Source organism: Rhizobium sp. S163 (genome assembly GCF_030380805.1).
In the GTDB taxonomy this organism is placed as follows: domain Bacteria; phylum Pseudomonadota; class Alphaproteobacteria; order Rhizobiales; family Rhizobiaceae; genus Rhizobium.
The window spans coordinates 208,662-228,163 of the sequence record NZ_JAUDSA010000018.1 but is presented as its reverse complement, the minus strand read 5'-3'; the positions used below and the strand labels follow the sequence as shown (position 1 = coordinate 228,163).

Sequence of the window (19,502 nt, the reverse complement as noted above, 5' to 3'; positions counted from 1 at the left end):
TCCCCGTTGGACATCTGAATATGCACGGTTGAAATTGGCAAGGGTCGCAAGCTTCAATTTCGCCGCAAAGGGGTCTAAGTCTGATGCCCTGTCCGTTCGTTTCAGAAGGTGATCGATCATGAACTACATGCCGCAGGGCGATAACGCCGTGGACCCCATCAAGCTCGACAAGCTCGCCGAAGTCGCCGTCAAGGTCGGGCTGCAGCTGCAGAGCGGCCAGGATCTCGTGATCACCGCGCCTGTCGTGGCGCTGCCGCTGGTGCGGCAGATCACCAAGCATGCCTATATGGCGGGCGCCGGCCTGGTCAGCGCGTTCTATTCCGACGAGGAATCGACGCTGGCGCGCTATCAATATGCCAATGATGCCAGCTTCGACCGGGCGTCTAGCTGGCTCTACGAGGGTATGGCGAAGGCCTATGCGAACGGAGCGGCGCGGCTTGCGGTTGCCGGCGACAATCCGATGATGCTCTCCGAGCAGGACCCCGCCAAGGTCGGCCGCGCCAACCGGGCGATGTCGACGGCCTACAAGCCGGCGCTCGAGAAGATCTCCAACTTCGACATCAACTGGAACATCGTCTCCTATCCGAACCCGGCCTGGGCCAAGCTGGTGTTTCCCAACGATCCCGAGCCGATCGCGGTCGCGAAGCTCGCCAAGGCGATCTTCGCCGCCTCGCGCGTCGACGTCGAGGACCCGATCGCGGCCTGGGCGGAGCATAATGCCAATCTCAGGAAGCGCTCCAGCTGGCTGAATGGCGAGCGGTTCTCGGCGCTGCACTTCACCGGCCCGGGCACGGATTTGACGGTGGGGCTTGCCGATGGCCACGAGTGGCACGGCGGCGCCTCCACCGCCAAGAACGGCATCACCTGCAACCCGAATATCCCGACCGAAGAAGTGTTCACGACGCCGCACGCGCTGCGCGTCGAAGGGTATGTGTCGAGCACCAAGCCGCTGTCTCACCAGGGTACGCTGATCGACAATATCCGCGTGAAGTTCGAGGGCGGCAGGATCGTCGAAGCGAAGGCGTCGCGCGGCGAAGAGGTGCTGAACAAGGTGCTCGATACGGACGAAGGCGCGCGCCGGCTCGGCGAAGTGGCGCTGGTGCCGCATTCCTCGCCGATCTCGGCCAGCGGCATCCTGTTTTACAACACGCTGTTCGACGAGAACGCCTCGTGCCACATCGCGCTTGGCCAGTGCTATTCCAAGTGCTTCCTCGATGGCGCCAGCCTCAGCCAGGAGCAGATCAAGGCGCAGGGCGGCAATTCCAGCCTGATCCACATCGACTGGATGATCGGCTCCGACAAGGTCAATATCGACGGCATCAGGGCCGATGGCTCGAAGGTTCCCGTCATGCGGCAGGGCGAGTGGGCGTAACGGCCGGCTCGACAGCCGATCTGGCATTCGACCTGGCGGGCATCGGGACCCGCTGACTGAACCAGACGCTCGCCAGCACCATTGCGAAACCGCAAAGCTGGGCGGGCGTCAGCACCTGGCCGAGCGCCAGCCAACCGAGGAGAGTGGCGACGACGGGGCTCAAGAAGCCCAGTGAGGATGCCGCCGACGGCTCGATGCGGGCGAGACCGCGAAACCACAGAATATATGTCAGCGCGGCGCCGATCAGGCCGAGCCAGGCCATGCCGAGCACGTTTTCGAGCGTTGGCGACGGCAGAGCTGGCTCGGCGATCAGCGCCATCGGCACCAGCAGCAAGCCGCCCGCCGCCAGCTGCCAGGCGGTGAAGGTGAGGCTTGATACGGGTGGCGTCCAGCGGCGGGTAAGCACCGTGCCGCAGGCCATGGAAACGGCGCCGGCAAGACCCGCAAGAACCCCGATCGGATCCAGTGCCGCGCCCGGCGTCAGCACCAGCAGCCCCACACCCGCCATGCCGACAAGGCCGGCTGCGACCGCCAGCGCCTTGATCGGCCGGCCAAGCACGAGGCGCGCGAGCACGATGACGATCAGCGGCTGGATGGCGCCGACGGTCGCGGCGACGCCGCCGGGCAGCCGATAGGCCGAAACAAAGAGCATTGCCCAGAAGAACGAGAAGTTCAGCGCGCCGAGCGCGAAGGCGCGAAACCACCAGATGCCCTGAGGCAGCCTGCGGACGACCGCGAGCAACAACAGCCCGGCGGGCAAGGCGCGGAGCATGGCAACGGTCAGCGGATAGCCGTGCGGAAGATAGGAGGTGGTGACGAAATAGGTGCTGCCCCAGATGGCGGGAGCGAGCGCGGTGGCCAACACATCGGCGGCGTATGTCGTGTTTTTCTTCATATCAAGTATCTCTACCTCAAGATAAAATAAGCTTACGCCGATTTATCTTGACGTCAAGACATATTGCGATAGAGCTCAATCAGCATGGAGTGAGCCGATGGACCGCGTCGACAGGATATTGCAGCAATGGGCCCGCGAGCGGCCTGATCTCGACACCCAGGCGATGGGCCTGCTCGGGCGCATGAAGCGGCTGGCGACCCATCTCGGGCGCGAGGTGGAGCAGGTGCTGCAGAGCCATGGCCTGTCGTCGTCTTCCTTCGACGTGCTGGCGACGCTGCGCCGATGCGGCGCGCCTTACCAGATGTCGCCGGGCGATCTGCTTGAAATGACGATGGTGAGTTCCGGCACGATGACCAACCGCATCGACCAGCTGGAAAAATCAGGCCTGGTCGAGCGCGTGGTCAATCCGCATGACCGGCGCAGCGTCCTGATCGCGCTGACCGGCAAGGGGCTAGGCCTCGTCAACGAAGCTGTCGGCGCGCATGTCGCCAACCAGCAGCGGCTGACGGAGACGCTCGATCACGACGAGAAGGCAGCGCTCGATGCGCTGCTTCGGAAGTTTCTGGCGGCGTTCGAATAAAACGCCGCTCTCTCTTGGTGATCAGCGGTAGTAGATCACGTGGCCGCCGTTGAGCGCCCGCTGCACCTGGATGACATTCTTCAGCGCGATGCCGCGATCGGCGATCGCCTGCATCAGATGGCTGTCGGCGCTGACGGTTGCCTGCGCCTCGCGGATGCCTGATGGCATGGGGTGGCGCAGCGAGAGCGGCAGGGATTGTTCGCGCTGGGAGAGCGAGGTGATGCGGATGGCGGTGACGCTGTCGTTGTAAGCTTTGCCGAAAATAAACTCGGACACTTTCGACTGGCCCGCCAGCGCCGGCGCGGCAGGCAAAGCGCCGGAGAGCGCGCCGGCAAGGGCGCCAACCATCAGAAGAGCGGGCAACATTCTTTTCAAGGTATTTCTCCAGTCCCAAATATCAGAGCGGCCGCGACGGGCGGGCCATATCAAACGCGCGACGCACCGAAAGGTGGTCGCTTCAGTATCCAGATAAGCATTTTGCGGCAATTTTTAAACGCCGAGAAATGGCGCGCGGCCACGATTTGGTGATCGCCCCGCGCGACCCGCGAAGAAGCCTCGCGGGATCAGAACAGGCTGCCCTGCTTCGGCGGCGCTGTGGGATCAGTTGCCTTGGGCTCCGAGGTTTTGCTGCCGCGCTTTCTGGCGCCGGCCGGCGGCTCTCCGCCCTCGGTGGTGATCGCCCCGATGCGGCCATCGGAGAATTCGATCGAGATGCCGGAGCCCGCCGACAACATCGCCGCCTCGGAGACCGGCCGGTTGTCCTCGTCGCGAATGACGGCATAGCCGCGCTTCAGCACGTTCTTGTAGGAGAGCGATTGCAGCATGCGCTCCTGCGCCGAGAGCTCACCGCGCGCCCGCACCAATTGGTGGCGCACCGCCGTATCGGCGCTGCGCGAGAGATTGGCGAGGCGGTCGCGCATGCGCGATGTCTGGCTCTTCAGCCGCGATGGCAGCGAGGCGAGTGCTGCGTCGGCGCGGCCGATGCGCGATTTCGAGCGGTCGACCAGCCGCTCGACGGTGCGCTCGGCCCGCGTCATGCGCTCGGCCAGCATCTGGCGGCGCTCGGCGATCCGGTTCGACAGCATGTCGGGGCGCAGATGCGCCGCCGTCCGCTCGAAGCTGCGGCGCTTGTTCAAGGTGTTGAGCTCGAGGCCACGGCCAAGGCCCGATGCGGCCTCGTCGAAGCGGCGGCGCGGCAAAGCCAGGAGCTGGTCGAGCGAGGGCAGTGCGCGCATCAGTGCCCGCACCTGCTGCCGGCGCTGATCCATCTGCCGCAGCGTGCTGCCCTGCAGGCGGGCGGAAAGACCCGAGAGCTGCGCCTCAAGTTCCGCCTTGACCGGCACGGCCATTTCGGCGGCGCCCGTCGGCGTCGGGGCGCGGACGTCGGCGGCATAGTCGATCAGCGTCCAGTCGGTTTCGTGGCCGACAGCCGAGATCAGCGGGATCCGGCTTTCGGCAGCGGCGCGCACCACGATCTCGTCGTTGAAGCTCCAGAGATCCTCGAGGCTACCGCCGCCGCGCGCGACGATCAGCACGTCGGGACGCGGTGTCGGACCATTGGGCTCGAAAGCGTTGAAGCCGCGAATGGCGTTCGCCACCTCCTCGCCCGATCCCTCGCCCTGCACCTTAACCGGCCAGACGACGACATGCACGGGGAAGCGATCGGAGATGCGGTGGAGGATATCGCGGATGACGGCGCCTGTCGGCGAGGTTACCACACCGATCACCCGGGGCATGAAGGGCAGCGGCCGCTTGCGGGCGGGATCGAACAGACCCTCGGCGCCAAGCTTGCGCTTGCGCTCCTCGATCAGCGCCATCAGCGCGCCGGCGCCGGCCGGCTCCAGCGTCTCGATGACGATCTGGTATTTGGAGGAGCCCGGGAAAGTGGTGATCTTGCCTGTTGCGATCACTTCCATTCCCTCTTCGGGGCGGACTTTGAGGCGCGAAAAGCTCGTCTTCCAGACCACGGCGTCAATGCGGGCGCGATCGTCCTTCAGCGAGAAATAGGCGTGTCCCGACGAGTGCGGGCCGCGATAGCCGGAGATTTCGCCGCGCACGCGCACCTGGTCGAAGGCCGTCTCGACGGTCCGCTTGATCGAACCCGACAGTTCCGACACCGAATATTCGGTGAGATTGCTGGGCGAATCATTGTCGAAAAAGCTGCTCATGGCGCTGTTCTAGCTGAAGAAGCGTGTAAAGGCAGCCCCGTGCGCGGGGAGGTTTTTTGTTCGTCGGCGCTGTTCGATGCGCCATTTCGATGAAAACAATTTCGCCTTTTCAATAACTTAATTGACTCGCATGGCCGTACCGCACCTCAACGCCGCTCGCGATTTTCCCCGTTTTGCATGATGGCACCATCATTGCGGCAGGAAACCAAGGAGCTCCCCATGTCCGATCGCTTCGCATCCCACACGCCCTCGCTCACAGGCCCGGCCAGCACCGGCTTTCCGATCACGCCCGACGACACGCTGGCGCTGCCGGAAACCACGCGCGCGCTCTATGTCGGCATCGGCGGCAGCCTTGCGGTGGAGATGGCATCGGGCGCATTGCTGACCTTCGCGGGCGTGGCCGATGGCGCGCTCTTGCCGCTGCGGGTGTCGCGCGTTCGCGCATCGGGCACCACGGCAAGCGGCCTCATCGGTCTCGTCTGAATGTCGAGTGGTGATACATAAGGAACCGCGAATGTTGCCGATGCGTTAATTGTTCGTCAAAGCCAGCGGACGTATAGTGAGGTGATTCGGGAGACCCTGATGATTGCTCTGACCGCAACAGCAATTGGCATCGCCACCGCGCCGATGCGCAATATCTTTTCCATGGTTCTCGTGGGCTTGCTCATCTGCGGAAGCTATATCTGTGCGGCGCTTTTCGGACCGACCTCGATCATCGATCTCGCCGTCGCCATCGTCTTTTACAATATCAGCCTGCTCGCCTGCCTCGCAGGACTGCACCTGATCGGGCGCGCCCGCAAGAAAACGCGCCTCGTTTAACTTCCGTCACGATCCACCGATAGTCACGATCCGCTGGGCACGTAGCGGAAGAACTGCACCGGCGAGCCCTCCTGCTTCGGCAGCGGCTGCAGGTATGACGGCACGTTACCCTTTTCCAGCTGCGAATAGAGGCCATCCGGCTTCATCTTGGCGATCTCGCGGGTCTGCGCGAAATCGGGGCAGAAGGCGAGCGTCGTCACGCCGGTGCCGCGGATGAAGGCTTCCGCATCCGAGGGTGTCGCGAGACCGATATGCAACTCGGTAAGCATGCCGCCCTGGTTGCGGTGGTAGGGTGCGGAAAGAATACGGTTCTGCGTGAAGCGCAGGATATGGACGCCCATGTCGGAGGGTGCGGAGACGAGCCCGGGCGGGATCGACGCCAGCGGCGCGACAACCTCAGGCGAGGCGCAGGTGAGCTTCTCCTTGGCCTCTGCCAATTCGGCCTGGGTGTTGTCCAGACGCGAGCCGATGAAGCCGCCGACCAGCCCCCAGACCGAGGCAACGCTCAGAAGCACGGTCAGGATATAGCTCAGCGCGGCGGCGCCATTTTCGCTGTCGGCATTTGAGACGCGGCGCATGTCGATGATCAGCAGTGCCAGCGGGAAGACAGCCAGTTGGTTGGCGAAGGTCGAGCCGCGAACCTGGACAAGCGAGATCCCGAAGCTGATGCCGAGCAGGCACAGCAGGATGAGATGGATACGAACACGATCGGCATGGAAAAGCCGGAAGATGCAGACGGCGATGCCGAACAGGCCCGTCGCGTAGAAGAAGCCGAGCGTGTAGGGATCCTGATGCATCGCGCCCAGGATTGATTGCGCTTCCTGGACATTGTTGAGCCAGAGGTCGATCAGCATCGGGTCTAGATCGGCAAGCGGATTGCGCAGGCATTGCGGGGCGATGATGAGCGCCGAGGCGAGCACGCCGGCCCCCACGCCCGCAAGGACCACGAAGCGCAAGCCGCGGCCGAGGCCGCTGGCAAAAGCGGCGGCAAACAGGAGCAGACCGCCGCCGATGGTCGCCAGGCTGTAATAGCCGAGCGAGAGGTTGTCGCAGGTCACAGTCGGATAAAGCCTCGGCGGCACCGTGCCGAAGAAGAACAGGCTGATCGACAGAGCGAGCGTCAGGCCAAATGCCTTGGCGGCGGGCGCGAAGGGCTTACCCTCCCAGGCCCAGGCCAGCGAAACGACAAGGCAGACGCCGGCGACGAAGGGCGTGGTCTCGGCGCCGATCGCAATTGCCAGCGCGGCTGAAAATCCAGCGATCGCGTAGCTCAGCGGCCTGTGATCCTCATCGAGCAGCATCGCCGTCATGATCGCCACAAGGGCAAACTGGACATTGTGATGATCGATGGAGCCGGGCAGGAAGCGGTTGCTGGCAAGCAGCAGGAAGACGGTGAACCCCAGCGCGATATGCATGCCGAACACGCCGCCGACGCGCCGGCCGGCAAGCCCCATGCCCCAGAGGCTAGGAATGACGAGCGAGAGCGGCCAGACGAGCAATGCCGCGGCTTCTGCGCGCTGCTCAGGCAGGAAGAGCGAGAAGAACTTGATCAGCGTGGCGATCGGAAGGTCGATCACCCGCGACCAGTGCATCAGCGTGCCGTTGCCCAGCCCCATGCGATACTGCATGAGATCGAACCAGCCCTGTCCGTTCAGGAAATCGCGAACCTCGACGAGGCGCATGACATCGTCATTGTCGGCGCCGACATAGTCCTTGGCATTCGGCAGGCGAAGCGCGACGATCGCGATTATCAGCAGCACGCTATAGAAGAAAACGGAAGGCCAGAGGCGCATCGCCTGCCGCTGCAGCTTTTCGCGGAGGGACATGGATGTTGGTTCGCCAGTCATCGGGGCAACAGTCGCCATGAAGCAGATCTCGTCATTGATTGCGGCGAGACTTTACGATGCCCGTATCAAGAAAGCGTAAAGTAGCGGCGCGGGCTGACCTTCTCCGGCGTGCGCATGATCTTCGACGCTGTCATAGGCACTTGTTAACGGCCCTGCTTTAGACTTGCCGCAAGTTTCTCCTGATGGGTGTGATCATGACCGGATCGCGTGTCGACAATCTGAGCGTTGCCGTTTTGCTTCCCTGCTACAACGAGGCGGCGACGATCGGCGCGGTCGTGCGCGGCTTCAAGGCGACGCTGCCGGATGCGGCTGTTCATGTCTACGACAACAACTCCACCGATGGCACCGCGCTTCACGCCATGCTGGCGGGCGCCCATGTCGTGCGCGAGCGACGCCAGGGCAAGGGCCATGTGGTGCGCCGCATGTTCGCCGATATCGATGCCGACATCTACATCATGGCCGATGGCGACGGCACCTATGCGCCCGAGGACGCAGAGGAGCTCATCCGCACGCTGCTGTCGGAGCGCGCCGACATGGTTGTCGGCACACGCCGCGGCGTGCATGACGACGCCGGCCGCCAGGGCCACGCCTTCGGCAACCGCATCTTCAACATCCTGTACCGCACGATCTTCGGCCCGGATTTCACCGATATCTTCTCCGGCTACCGGGTGTTTTCGCGCCGCTTCGTGAAAAGCTTCCCGGCGGTCTCGGCCGGCTTCGAGATCGAGACCGAGATGTCCGTGCACGCCTCGCGGCTGAAGCTGCCTGTCAGCGAGCTCGAGCTCGACTATGGCCGCCGGCCCGAGGGCTCGCATTCCAAGCTCTCGACCTTCAAGGATGGCGCCAAGATCCTCTGGATGTTAGCCATGCTGATGAAGGAAACGCGTCCCTTCGCCTTCTTCGGCATCATCACCGGCCTGTTCATGGCGCTAAGCCTCGGCTTCATGACACCGGTTCTCGCGGAATATTTCGAGACGGGGCTCGTCAGCCGCATGCCGACCTGGGTCATGTCGATGGCGCTGATGATGATCTCGTTCATGATGTTTACCGCCGGCGTGATCCTGGATTCGGTCGCTCGCTCGCGCGCCGAACACCTGCGCATCGAATATATGCGGCTCGAGGCATCGCATCTTCTCGGCAACGGCTTTGCATCCGAGCTTGAGGAGATCGACATTCGCCGGCAGACCTCTCAAGCAGGTGCGGCGTGAAGAAACTGCTGCGTTTCGGCATTGCCGGCGGGCTGGGCTTCATCGTCGATGCCGGCGTGCTCATGCTTCTGCTGCACACGACGCCGATCGGGCCGTTCATCGCCCGGGTGATCGCGATCGCGCTCGCCATGGTGACGACATTCGTCTTCAACCGGACCTTCACCTTCGAGCGCTCGGGAGATTCTCTCGCTGCCGAAGGGTTTCGCTACGGCTCGGTCGGGATCACCGCCGCATTGGTCAATTACGGGCTCTACTCGGCGCTGCTTCTTTCGATGCCCGACCTGCAGCCGCTGGCGGCGATGGTGTTTGCCACCGCCGCGGCAACTGTCTTCAGCTTCTTCGGCTACTCGCGCTTCGTCTTTCGCGAGAAATAATCACACCGTCTCCCAGCCGTCCTTCTCGCTGGCGCGATAGATCGCGTCGATGAATGCCTGGCTGAGCTTGGAGCTCTCAAGCGACACGATCTCCTGCGCCTCGCCCTTGGCGGCGCGCGCGAAAGCTTCGGCCTCGCGCTTGTACTGGCGGCTGTCGGGGAAGCGGAAGGTGGTGGATTCGTTGTGGCTGCGGTTGCTGAGCTCGATCTCTTCGGCGCCCCAGCGATCGGCATTGAAGGGCGACTTCACCTCGATGAAGCCTTCGGAACCGTGGAACACCATGACCTGGCGGTTCGCCATTTGCGTCGAGATGTAGAAGCTGAGCTCGAAGCCGCCGAAATCCGCCTTGACGCTGGAATAGATGTCGGTGCCGAAATCAGGATCGCGACGGGTGACGGCCTGGACGCGGCGCGGCTCCTCGCCGGTGACGAAGCGGGTGGTGATGGTCGGGTAGACGCCGATATCGGGCAGTGCGCCGCCGCCGAGTTCAGGGATGTTGCGCATGTTGCCCGGATCACGGTTGAAATAGGTAAACGCACCCTGCACATGCAGCAGCGTGCCGATTGCGCCGTCCTTGATCAGCTGGCGCACCTTCAGCCAGACCGGGGCGTAGGTGACCATGTAGGCCTCGGTCACCAGCACCTTGTTGCGGTCGCGCGCGGCAATCAGGCTGTCGATCTCGTCGGCCTTCAGCGCGATCGGCTTTTCGCAGAGCACATGCTTGCCGGCATCCGCCGCCTTGATCGTCCATTCGACATGCTGGGCCGTCGGCAGCGGGATATAGACGGCGTCGATCTTGTCGGAGGCCAGCATCTCCTCGTAGGAGCCGAAAGCATGCGGCACCGAGAAACGGTCGGCCATCTCCCTTGCCTTCGACAAATCGCGGCTGGCGATTGCCGTGACGGCGCAGTTTTCCGCGTCCTGGATGGCCGGAACCACAAGCTCGCGGCCGATCTTGGCGGTCGACATGATACCGAAGCGCAGCATGGTCATTTCCTCTCCTCTAATGATTTTAAGGGGAGATTAGAGACGGCCGCCCTGCGGCGCAATGGCGCGATCACAATTCGCGGCGCTGGTCGCGGCGCAGGTTTTCATCCGCCCGGATGCGCACTAGGTTACATCGCAGCGGCGTCCTGTCGCGGTCCGAATTTCACCAGATTGAAGATTTCAGGAGTATTTCATGGAATTGCGTCGCCTTGGAAAAACCGGCCTTTCGGTCGCGCCGATCGTGTTCGGCGGCAATGTGTTTGGCTGGACGGCCGACGAGAAAACCTCTTTCAACATCCTCGACGCCTTCTTCGACGCCGGCTTCAACACCATCGACACGGCGGATGTCTATTCGGCCTGGGTGCCCGGCAACAAGGGCGGCGACAGCGAGGAGATCATCGGCAAGTGGCTGAAGCAGAACAAGGTCGCCCGCGACAAGGCCGTGATCATCACCAAGGTCGGCTCCGAGATGGGTCCCGGCAAGAAGGGTCTGAAGGAGCAGTACATCCTTGAGGCCGTCGAGGCCTCGCTGAAGCGGCTGCAGACCGATTATATCGACCTCTACCTCTCGCACTGGCCGGATGCCGAGACACCCTATGAAGAAACGCTCGGCGCCTTCGCCAAGCTGAAGCAGCAGGGCAAGATTCGCGCCATCGGCTGCTCCAACCTCGACGCCACGCAGCTGCAGGCCTCCTTCGACGCCGCCGAGAAGGCCGGGCTGCCGCGCTACGACGTGATCCAGCCGGAGTATAACCTCTACGACCGCGCCCCCTTCGAGGGATCATTGGCCGATCTCTGCGTGAAGGAAGACATCGGCGTCATCACCTATTTCAGCCTCGCGGCCGGCTTCCTGTCGGGCAAATATCGCAGCAAGGCCGATACCGAGGGCAAGGCGCGCGGCGGCAAGGCAGCCGGCTATCTCGACGACAAGGGCCTGAAGATCCTCGCCGCCCTCGACACGGTCGCCACCGAGACCGGCGCCAAGCCCGCCGAGATCGCTCTGGCCTGGCTCCTGCGCAAGAAGGGCGTCACCGCCCCGATCGCCAGCGCCACCAACCTGTCTCAGCTCGACAGCCTGACAAAATCGGCGACGCTTGCGCTCAGCGACGAAGCCATGGCGCTGCTCGACAAGGCTGGTGCCTGAGGGGAGATGGCGATGACCGTGACGATACGAGACGCGAGACCCGATGACGAAGCGCGCTGGCGTGCGCTTTGGGATGGCTATCTGGCGTTCTACGCGGTCACGGTCGCGCCAGAGATTACCGACAATACGTGGCGCCGGGTCTTCGATCCGGCGTCATCCATCGGCATGCGCGTGGCCGAGGTGGATGGGACGCTGATGGGCTTTGCGCTCTATCTCACCCATGAAGGCACCTGGATCATGGGCAAGGACTGCTATCTGGAAGATCTCTATGTCGATGACGCCGCGCGCGGGATGGGGATTGGCCGGGCTTTGCTCGACGATCTCGTGGCGCTCTGCAAGACGCAAGGCTGGTCGCGGCTCTACTGGCACACAAGCGAGAGCAATGAACGCGCCCGCTCGCTCTACGACAGCTACGTCGAAAGCGACGGCCATATCCGCTACCGCATCAATTTTTGAGCGGCGGAAAACCCTCATACCAATCCGAATGCTCGCCCTCCCAATTCTCCATTCCGGGCTTGGTCAAGATGCCGCGCGGGCTGACGTAGCTCTGGATCAACCGGCGCGGGCGCTCGTGCCACTGGATGTTGAAGGCCCATAATTTCGGGAAGAAGCAGAGCGAGGCGTAGGGCAGATGGTCGTGGATCCACCAGGCGAGCCGCTGCCAGTCTTCCAGCGCGTGATAGCGATCAACAACCCAGGGAACGGCAACGCAGGCCGCGGCACCCATGTAGCCTTCGGCATCGCGCATGTCCCAGATGTGGTGGGCGGCCGTTGCGGCGTTGGTGGAGCAGTTGAGCTTGTTGACGTTACCGAAGTGATTGACCTCGGGCGAGCGGTAGCCAGAGCGGATGTGCAGGCGGCCGAAGGTCTCCTGCAAGGGTTCCAGCAGTTCCTCGCACAGCCTCTTTCCTGTCTCGATGGCGAGATCCGGATCCTCGGGGATATTCGGGATGCGATAGAAATCGGCGATCTCCGAGTGCAGGAAATCGCGCAGGAAGAAGTTCTTCGACAGCCGCGCCCGACCCAGATCCTCCAATGCTTTCATCGATCCCGGCTTCTTCATAAGCGACCTCCCTGCCCTGCTGACGGCAAGTTTGCAGCATCGGCCGCAAATGGCCACCCGAAATGATCGGAACCATTAGCCTTCGTCCAGCTTCTCCCTGCGAAGCCGCATGACGCGGCTTCCACGAGCCAGGGACAAAGGACAAGGGACATGGCAAAGGAAAAGAACCTCGACGATCTGTTCTACGATACGCTCAAGGACATCTACTACGCGGAAAAGCAGATCCTCAAGGCGCTGCCGAAAATGGCGCGCGCGGCGCAATCGGAAGAGCTCAAAGCCGGATTCATGACGCACAAGGAGCAGACGGAAGGCCATGTCGACCGGCTGCAGCAGGTGTTCGAGCTGATCGGCAAGCGGGCGCAGGGCAAGACCTGCGAGGCGATCCAGGGGATCATCGCGGAAGGCGAAGAGATCATCGAGGAATTCAAGGGTTCGCCGGCTATCGACGCCGGGCTGATCTCCTCGGCGCAGGCCGTCGAGCACTACGAGATGGCCCGCTACGGCACGCTGAAGACCTGGGCGCAGACGCTCGGCAAGAAGGACGTGGTGACACTGCTCGACCAGACGCTGCAGGAAGAAGCCGCCACCGACAAGACCTTGTCGAAGCTCGCCACCTCGGCGGCCAACCAGAAGGCCGCGGCCTGACCGGCGGCGTTGGCGGGAGCGCCATGATCGGCCGCTCCCGCCTCAGTCCGTATAACGGAAGAAATCGATGAAGGCGCGCAAGGCCGGGCGCATCTGGCGGCGGCTCGGATAGTAGATGAACGGGCCGGGATAGGGTGCGCACCAATCCTCCAGCACCCGCACCAGCTTGCCGCTCGCAAGCTCGTCTTTGACGCGCAGATCGAAGAGATAGGCGAGGCCGACGCCGTTCAGCGCCGCGATCAACGCCAGCCTGTCTTCGCTGACGATCAAGGGGCCATCGACGGGCACCACCAGTTCGCGGCCATCCTTCTCGAACTCCCAGCGGTAGATCGTGCCGTTGGTGAAGCGCCGCTTGATACAGCGGTGGTCGACGAGATCGGAGGGATGCAGCGGCTTGGGGTGGTGCTTGAAATAATCCGGCGAAGCGGCGATCACGGTCGTGAGGTTCGGCGAGGCGCGGACCGCGATCATGTCAGCCTCGAGGCTTTCCTCCAGCCGGATGCCGGCATCGAAGCCTTCGCGGACGATGTCAATGAAGCCATCCTCGTTGGCGATTTCGAGCGTGATATCGGGATAGCGATTGAGGAACTCGCCGAGGCGGGGCGCGAGCAGGATATCGGAGGCGAAGCGCGGTGCGGTCACCCGCAGCGTGCCGGCCGGCCTTCCTCCCGCCTCGCTGACGGCTTCGAGCGCGATGCCGATCTCATCCAGCGCCGGCTTCAGCCGCTGCAGAAGCAGTCTCCCCTCCTCCGTCGGCGCGACGCTACGTGTCGTGCGCGCCAGAAGGCGAATGCCCAGGCTCTCCTCGAGACTAGAGACGGCATGGCTGACGGCCGAGGGCGCGATCTCCAGTTCCTTGGCGGCGGCGCGGAAGCTGCGGCGCTCGGCAACAGTGGCGAGAACGGCGAGTTGGGCGAGCTGGGTCCTGTTCATTGATCTATTTGTTAGAACAGCCTGTGCCGCATTGCACGTATTTTTTGAAAGCTCCCGGCGCGCTAGGTTTGCCTCGTGCCGCTCAAACGCGGCCTCACTATTTGCTCGAAGGGAGCCAGACATGAAAACCCGCACACTCGGACAGGACCTTGAAGTCTCCGCCGTCGGCCTCGGCTGCATGGGCATGAGCTTTGCCTATGGCGCCAGCGACGAGAATGAATCGATCCGCACGCTTCACCGCGCCGTCGATCTCGGCATCACCTTCTTCGACACGGCCGAAATGTACGGCCCCTACACCAACGAGCAGCTGCTTGGGCGCGCCTTGAAGGCGGTGCGTGACCGCGTCGTCATCGCCACCAAGTTCGGCTTCAAGTTCGATCCTTCGAAATCCGGCGCGGCGGCGCTGACGGGCGTCGACAGCCGGCCGGAGAATGTGAAGCGCGTAGCGGAAGCGTCGCTGAAGCGGCTCGGCACCGATGTCATCGACCTCTATTACCAGCACCGCGTCGATCCCAATGTGCCAATCGAGGAGACCGTCGGCGCCATGGCCGAACTGGTGCGCGAGGGCAAGGTGCGGGCGCTGGGCTTGTCCGAGGCCGGCAGCGCCACGATCCGTCGGGCGCATGCGGTGCATCCGATCGCGGCCGTGCAGAGCGAATATTCGCTTTGGTCGCGCGATCCCGAGCATGATGTGCTCGCCACCTGCCGGGAGCTCAAGATCGGCTTCGTGCCCTACAGCCCGCTCGGCCGCGGCTTCCTGACGGGGGCGATCCGCAAGCGCGAGGATCTCGGCGCCGACGATTTCCGCAGCCAGCTGCCGCGCTTCCAGGCCGACAATTTCGATGCCAATGCGGCCCTTGTGGCCAAGCTCGAGGCGCTCGCGAAAGACAAGGGCGTGACCACGGCGCAGCTGGCGCTCGCCTGGGTTCTGCATCAGCGCGAGGACATCGTGCCGATCCCCGGCGCCCGCAAGGTCAATCATCTCGAGCAGAACGCGGCCGCCGCCGATATCGCGCTCTCGGCCAAGGAACTCGCCGAGCTTAGCGCAATCATGCCGCTCGATGAGATCGCCGGCAAACGCTACTCCCAGGCATCGCTGGCAATGACCAATCTCTGAGAGAACAACCTCTGACAGGTTGGGCCGCCCCTGCGAGATCAGCGGGGCGGGCCCAACCACAGATCATGAAAGAGATTTGGTTTTGTTCAACTTTGGGTCTTCTCCTCGCAAATATTAGCACTAGGTAAACTTTCCGTTGAGAGGAAGGGAACCCCATGCCAGATGCCAAGGACAAAGGGCCGGCCGATCCAGGCCTGTCCGACATAAGAGGACGCATGCTCGTGCTTGAAGTGGTGGCGATGACCTCGCTGGCGCTGGTTCTGGACACATCCGGCGAGGATGGCGGGAAGATGGGGCGGGGTATCCTGCATCTCATCCGCGAGGCCGTCGGCAACAAATGCGACGAGATGGGTCTCTCCGACAACGCCTCATCGACCGCGCAGGCCTATGCCGAGGAACTGATCGGCACCGCCCTGGCCACGCTCTACCCATCCACGCATTAAAGTATGCACAGTCCCGCAACGACTTTGCGCGTTGCGCGCTCCGCGCTATACTTCACCATCGACACGATCGAGGTACGGACCATGACGGACCGGCAGGCGATAGAGGCAGTCGTGCATCTCTATGTCGAAGGCATGACCTTTGCCAACGAGGCGGCGCTGCGCAAGGCGTTTCATCCGAAATGCGCAGTAATCGGGCATTACGAGAGCGCGGTAGAGTGGTCGACCCGCGACGAGTTCATCGCCGCCATCGTGGCCGAGGGCTCCGCCCCGCCAGGCACACAGCCGCACATGGACATCCAGACCCTCGACGTCATCGGTGATGCCGCCAGCGTCAGGGTCAGCGACGACTTCGCCGGCATGCGTTTCACCGACTATCTCTCGATGCTGAAGATCGAGGGGCGGTGGACGATCGTGAACAAGGTTTATTATCTGCACGATTGATGGGGTGGTGGTGTGTTGGCCTCGGTAGATCTGCTATCGCGTTCCGCCACAGCCCACTCTCCTCCCTCATTCCTGTCCTTGTGACAGGAATCCAGCCACGGCGCGTCTGCGCCGTGAATGACTGCTTTTCATATCAAGGAAAGAGTCTCTCCGCCGCGCCGACGCGCGTCGGCTGGATCCCCGCCACGAGGGCGAGGATGAGGGAGAGTGGGGCTCGGCCGAGGCCGAAGCCCCTATTCATCAGCCGCGCAGGACGCCGCCGGTGACCTTGGTGACGCTGGCGACGATCTTCTGCGTCAGGGCGTCAAAATCCTCGTCGGTCAGCGTGCGCTCGACCGGCTGGATCTGCACCTCGATGGCAACCGACTTCTTGCCCTCGCCGACAGAAGCGCCCTCGAAGATATCGAAGACGTTGACGCCGGCGACCAGCTTGCGGTCGGCACCGGTCGCGGCCTTGATGATGGCGCCGGCCTCGACCGCCTTGTCGACGACGAAGGCGAAGTCGCGCTTGACGGCCTGGAACTGCGAGAGCTCCAGCGCCGGCTTGGTGCGGGTCGCCTTCTTCTTCGGCTCAGGCATGGCGTCGAGATAGACTTCGAAGCCCGCGAGCGCGCCGGAGACGTCGAGCGCCTCAAGCGTCGAGGGGTGGAACTCGCCGAAATAGCCGAGCACGACCTTCGGGCCCATCTTGATGGTGCCGGAGCGGCCGGGGTGATACCATTCCGGACCGCCCTGCTCGACCTGGATGTTGGTCATCGGCAGGCCGCAGGCCTCGATCACGGCCAGCGCATCGGCCTTGGCGTCGAAGACGTCGACTGGCTTGCCGCCGCCCTTCACCGCATTCGACCACATGCGGCCGGAGCCGGCCATCGAGGCGGTGCCGCGACGGATGCCGCCGGCAACGCGGCGCTGGCCTTCCGGCCTGTCGTTCTCATAGGTGCCGGACACCTCGAAGATCGCGACGTCGCCATAGCCCTTGTCGGCATTGCGCTGGGCAGCCGTGAGCAGACCCGGCAGCAGCGAGGGGCGCATGTCGGACATTTCGGCAGCGATCGGGTTGGCAAGCTTCAGCGAGGGCGAACCACCGCCGAAGAGCTTCGCCTGTTCTTCGGAGATGAAGGACCAGGTGACGGCTTCCAGCATGCCGCGCGAGGCAAGCGCGCGCTTGGCAGTGCGGGTGCGGATCTGCAGCGTCGTCAGGATGCGGCCGTTGACTTCGGTGTGGCTTTCCAGCGGCGCCGGCTTGATGTTGTCGACGCCATGGATGCGCATGACCTCTTCGACAAGATCGGCCTTGCCGTCGACATCCGGACGCCAGGAGGGAACGGCGACAGAGACGCGCTCGCCCGAGCCGGTGACCTTGAAGCCGAGGCGGGTCAGGATCTCGACGCTCTCTTCGGTGGAGACTTCCAGGCCCGTCAGGCGCTTCACTTCCGAGAAGGGGAAGTCGACGATCTTGGGCTCATAGCCCTTGTAGCCGACGATCTCGGCCTTGGCGGCGGTGCCGCCGCAGAATTCCAGCACCAGTTCGGTGGTGCGCTCAAGGCCGGGGACCATATATTCCGGGTCGACGCCGCGCTCGAAGCGATAGCGGGCATCGGTGATGATGCCCAGCCCACGGCCTGATTTGGCGATGTTCATCGGGTCCCACAGCGCCGATTCGATCAAGACGTCGGTGGTGTTTTCATCGCAGCCGGAATGCTCGCCGCCCATGATGCCGCCGATCGACTCGATACCATTCTCGTCAGCGATGACGACATTGTTCGGGCCGAGCTTGTATTCGCGCTGGTCGAGCGCCAGCACCGTCTCGCCGTCCTTGGCGCGGCGAACGGTGAGGTTGCCCTTCACCTTGGCGGCGTCGAAGACGTGCATCGGGCGACCCTGGTCGAAGGTCATGTAGTTGGTGATGTCGACGAGCGCGTTGATCGGCCGCAGACCGATCGCCGTCAGGCGCTGCTGCACCCACTTGGGGCTCGGGCCGTTCTTGACGCCGCGCACGAGGCGCAGGCCGAAGCCCGGGCAGAGCTTGTTGTCGTCGAGATCGAGCGTCAGCTTCACCGGCGTGTCGCCTTCGACAGCGAAAGACGGCGCGGGGCGCGTCTTCAACGTGCCGAGGCCGGAAGCGGCCAGATCGCGGGCGATGCCGTAGATCGAGGTGCAATCCGGACGGTTCGGCGTCAGGTTGATCTCGATCATCGGGTCGTCGAGATGGGCGTAGGCGGCGAAAGAGGTTCCAACCGGCGCATCCTCGGGCAGGTCGATGATGCCGTCATGGCTGTCGGACATGTTGAGCTCCTTTTCGGAGCACATCATGCCGTGGCTTTCGACGCCACGGATCTTGCCGACGCCGAGCGTGACATCGATACCCGGCACATAATCGCCAGGCCGCGCCAGCGCACCGACCAGACCGGCGCGCGCATTCGGCGCACCGCAGACGATCTGCAACGGCTTGCCGCCGTTGACGTCAGGACCGGCATCGACCGACAGCACCTTCAGGCGATCGGCCTCCGGATGCTTTTCGGCCGAAAGCACGCGGGCGATGACGAAGGGCTTGTAGGCCGCCTTGTCGTCGACATCCTCGACCTCAAGGCCGATCTCGGTCAGGCGCTTGCAGATTTCATCCAGTGTGGCGTCGGTCTCAAGATGATCCTTGAGCCAGGAAAGCGTGAATTTCATGATTTTCGCTCTTTGAATAAAAGGCTGGTAACCAGCAACCGCCGGTCGTCTCTATTTAATTTGCTGAGCTCTTCAATAACGAAGCGCGCTTGGCGGATGATCTCTTCAACTTCCGAAACATCGAACATATTCCGATCCGGTGGCGAGTAGTCCGCGCGATGCCGCTCTGCCTGGAGAGTTACAATAATAGGACCAAAATCGCGAATGGAACCATGATCCTTCAGCGGCGCCTGCTTGAAAACATTTCTGAGCGGACCATGATCGAGTGCTTTGTAAACCCTCGCATAATCTTCGCCATCGTGCTTCGCGCCCGGCACAAGCGTTTCCGCACAGAGCTTCGCCAGCGCATGAAATACCGCGTAATAAGCTGTGCTTACCGCGCGTCGACGGTATGCCGCGCTGTTCTTCTTTGATCTTAGCAAGTCGTCGCAGGACCCGAGCAACCGGTCCACCATCGAGGGAGCGGCCATGACTTAATCTAAGTCCTCGTCATCTTCACCTTCTGACTGCGATATCTTCGGACCCGGCGCGCTCAAGAACACGAAACGCTCGTCGTCAAGCTTCCGCAGCGCGTCGTGGATGCGGCTCAGTGTCTTTACCAGCTCTTTTGCTGGAACAGGCTGCTCGACATCCGCCCGGACGCGAATGATCGGCTCGCCGTCATAGGTCTCGTCTTCCTTGATCGACTTATCCTTGTAGCCGAACGTCTTGAAATCATCCGACAGCAAAGGCGTGACGATCTTATCGATCTCTTGTGGCGACAAGTACCTGGCACGCAGACTTGACATAG

22 protein-coding genes are annotated in these 19,502 nt (G+C 63.0%); 12 read left to right on the top strand and 10 right to left on the bottom strand.

The genetic code is table 11. The features are described 5' to 3' along the window. Window positions 1-118 precede the first annotated feature (118 nt). Window positions 119-1,372, top strand: coding sequence for an aminopeptidase (locus QTL96_RS16625; protein ID WP_289728467.1), 1,254 nt, complete (start codon window positions 119-121; stop codon window positions 1,370-1,372). Here QTL96_RS16625 and QTL96_RS16620 read toward each other — a convergent pair. Next, entirely contained in the window at window positions 1,347-2,267 is a 921-nt protein-coding gene (locus tag QTL96_RS16620) for an EamA family transporter (protein ID WP_289728466.1), read from the bottom strand. The genes QTL96_RS16625 and QTL96_RS16620 overlap by 26 nt on opposite strands. 97 nt (window positions 2,268-2,364) lie before the next feature. Here QTL96_RS16620 and QTL96_RS16615 point away from each other — a divergent pair, with 97 nt between their 5' ends. Continuing rightward, a complete protein-coding gene (locus QTL96_RS16615) occupies window positions 2,365-2,847 on the top strand; it encodes a MarR family transcriptional regulator (protein WP_289728465.1) in 483 nt (160 codons plus the stop codon). Window positions 2,848-2,868: 21 nt separating this feature from the next. Here the strand turns inward: QTL96_RS16615 and QTL96_RS16610 are convergent, their stop codons facing one another. Further along, the gene (locus QTL96_RS16610; RefSeq protein ID WP_289728464.1) at window positions 2,869-3,222 is read right to left on the bottom strand and encodes a hypothetical protein; all 354 of its coding nucleotides are present in this window, start codon (window positions 3,220-3,222) and stop codon (window positions 2,869-2,871) included. Window positions 3,223-3,410: 188 nt separating this feature from the next. After that, window positions 3,411-5,015, bottom strand: a complete 1,605-nt coding sequence (xseA, locus tag QTL96_RS16605; protein WP_289728463.1) for an exodeoxyribonuclease VII large subunit — start codon at window positions 5,013-5,015, stop codon at window positions 3,411-3,413. 219 nt (window positions 5,016-5,234) lie between these two features. On the opposite strand from xseA, the gene QTL96_RS16600 reads away from it, so the two are divergent. Together QTL96_RS16600 and QTL96_RS16595 are read left to right on the top strand one after the other, a co-directional pair. Further along, a complete protein-coding gene (locus tag QTL96_RS16600) occupies window positions 5,235-5,498 on the top strand; it encodes a hypothetical protein (protein WP_289728462.1) in 264 nt (87 codons plus the stop codon). A 99-nt stretch (window positions 5,499-5,597) separates the two neighbouring features. Next, complete coding sequence (locus tag QTL96_RS16595; protein ID WP_289728461.1) at window positions 5,598-5,834, top strand: hypothetical protein; 237 nt, start codon at window positions 5,598-5,600, stop codon at window positions 5,832-5,834. Window positions 5,835-5,857: 23 nt separating this feature from the next. On the opposite strand, the gene QTL96_RS16590 is transcribed toward QTL96_RS16595, so the two are convergent. Then, window positions 5,858-7,660 (bottom strand): hypothetical protein, encoded by a 1,803-nt coding sequence (locus tag QTL96_RS16590; RefSeq protein WP_289729135.1) that lies wholly within the window; start codon window positions 7,658-7,660, stop codon window positions 5,858-5,860. Window positions 7,661-7,875: 215 nt separating this feature from the next. On the opposite strand from QTL96_RS16590, the gene QTL96_RS16585 reads away from it, so the two are divergent. Then, on the top strand, window positions 7,876-8,889 hold the full coding sequence (locus QTL96_RS16585; RefSeq protein WP_289728460.1) for a glycosyltransferase: 1,014 nt from the start codon (window positions 7,876-7,878) through the stop codon (window positions 8,887-8,889). Then, window positions 8,886-9,263, top strand: coding sequence for a GtrA family protein (locus QTL96_RS16580; RefSeq protein ID WP_018899289.1), 378 nt, complete (start codon window positions 8,886-8,888; stop codon window positions 9,261-9,263). The genes QTL96_RS16585 and QTL96_RS16580 overlap by 4 nt, the downstream gene beginning before the upstream one ends. On the opposite strand, the gene QTL96_RS16575 is transcribed toward QTL96_RS16580, so the two are convergent. Then, window positions 9,264-10,250: a Gfo/Idh/MocA family oxidoreductase gene (locus QTL96_RS16575; protein WP_289729134.1), complete on the bottom strand. Its 987-nt coding sequence runs from the start codon at window positions 10,248-10,250 to the stop codon at window positions 9,264-9,266. A gap of 193 nt (window positions 10,251-10,443) precedes the next feature. Here QTL96_RS16575 and QTL96_RS16570 point away from each other — a divergent pair, with 193 nt between their 5' ends. Together QTL96_RS16570 and QTL96_RS16565 are read left to right on the top strand one after the other, a co-directional pair. Then, window positions 10,444-11,394, top strand: coding sequence for an aldo/keto reductase (locus QTL96_RS16570; RefSeq protein ID WP_289728459.1), 951 nt, complete (start codon window positions 10,444-10,446; stop codon window positions 11,392-11,394). Between the two features lie 12 nt (window positions 11,395-11,406). Then, a complete protein-coding gene (locus QTL96_RS16565; RefSeq protein ID WP_289728458.1) occupies window positions 11,407-11,850 on the top strand; it encodes a GNAT family N-acetyltransferase in 444 nt (147 codons plus the stop codon). Here QTL96_RS16565 and QTL96_RS16560 read toward each other — a convergent pair. Next, window positions 11,840-12,457: a hypothetical protein gene (locus QTL96_RS16560; protein WP_289728457.1), complete on the bottom strand. Its 618-nt coding sequence runs from the start codon at window positions 12,455-12,457 to the stop codon at window positions 11,840-11,842. The two genes, QTL96_RS16565 and QTL96_RS16560, sit on opposite strands and share 11 nt — an antisense overlap. A 150-nt stretch (window positions 12,458-12,607) precedes the next feature. Between QTL96_RS16560 and QTL96_RS16555 the strand changes: the two genes are divergently transcribed. Continuing rightward, window positions 12,608-13,102, top strand: coding sequence for a ferritin-like domain-containing protein (locus tag QTL96_RS16555; RefSeq protein ID WP_047506830.1), 495 nt, complete (start codon window positions 12,608-12,610; stop codon window positions 13,100-13,102). A gap of 42 nt (window positions 13,103-13,144) precedes the next feature. Here QTL96_RS16555 and QTL96_RS16550 read toward each other — a convergent pair whose 3' ends face one another. Then, complete coding sequence (locus QTL96_RS16550; RefSeq protein WP_289728456.1) at window positions 13,145-14,035, bottom strand: LysR family transcriptional regulator; 891 nt, start codon at window positions 14,033-14,035, stop codon at window positions 13,145-13,147. 121 nt (window positions 14,036-14,156) lie between these two features. On the opposite strand from QTL96_RS16550, the gene QTL96_RS16545 reads away from it, so the two are divergent. The 3 genes from QTL96_RS16545 (at window position 14,157) to QTL96_RS16535 (ending at window position 16,036) form a co-directional block, all read left to right on the top strand. Then, on the top strand, window positions 14,157-15,152 hold the full coding sequence (locus QTL96_RS16545; RefSeq protein ID WP_289728455.1) for an aldo/keto reductase: 996 nt from the start codon (window positions 14,157-14,159) through the stop codon (window positions 15,150-15,152). Window positions 15,153-15,307: 155 nt separating this feature from the next. Next, a complete protein-coding gene (locus tag QTL96_RS16540) occupies window positions 15,308-15,595 on the top strand; it encodes a hypothetical protein (RefSeq protein WP_018899281.1) in 288 nt (95 codons plus the stop codon). A gap of 81 nt (window positions 15,596-15,676) precedes the next feature. Next, window positions 15,677-16,036 (top strand): nuclear transport factor 2 family protein, encoded by a 360-nt coding sequence (locus QTL96_RS16535; protein WP_047507504.1) that lies wholly within the window; start codon window positions 15,677-15,679, stop codon window positions 16,034-16,036. A 240-nt stretch (window positions 16,037-16,276) separates the two neighbouring features. Here the strand turns inward: QTL96_RS16535 and pheT are convergent, their stop codons facing one another. Genes pheT through QTL96_RS16520 form a run of 3 tightly spaced genes read right to left on the bottom strand, consistent with a single transcriptional unit; the run spans window position 16,277 to window position 19,500 of the window. Further along, window positions 16,277-18,712 carry a phenylalanine--tRNA ligase subunit beta gene (gene pheT, locus QTL96_RS16530; protein ID WP_289728454.1) on the bottom strand — a complete coding sequence of 812 codons (2,436 nt, stop codon included), beginning with the start codon at window positions 18,710-18,712 and terminating at the stop codon, window positions 16,277-16,279. After that, complete coding sequence (locus QTL96_RS16525) at window positions 18,709-19,182, bottom strand: hypothetical protein (protein WP_289728453.1); 474 nt, start codon at window positions 19,180-19,182, stop codon at window positions 18,709-18,711. Before QTL96_RS16525 ends, pheT begins: the two co-directional genes overlap by 4 nt. A gap of 3 nt (window positions 19,183-19,185) precedes the next feature. Beyond that, window positions 19,186-19,500, bottom strand: coding sequence for a hypothetical protein (locus QTL96_RS16520; protein WP_289728452.1), 315 nt, complete (start codon window positions 19,498-19,500; stop codon window positions 19,186-19,188). Between the last annotated feature and the right edge of the window lie 2 nt (window positions 19,501-19,502).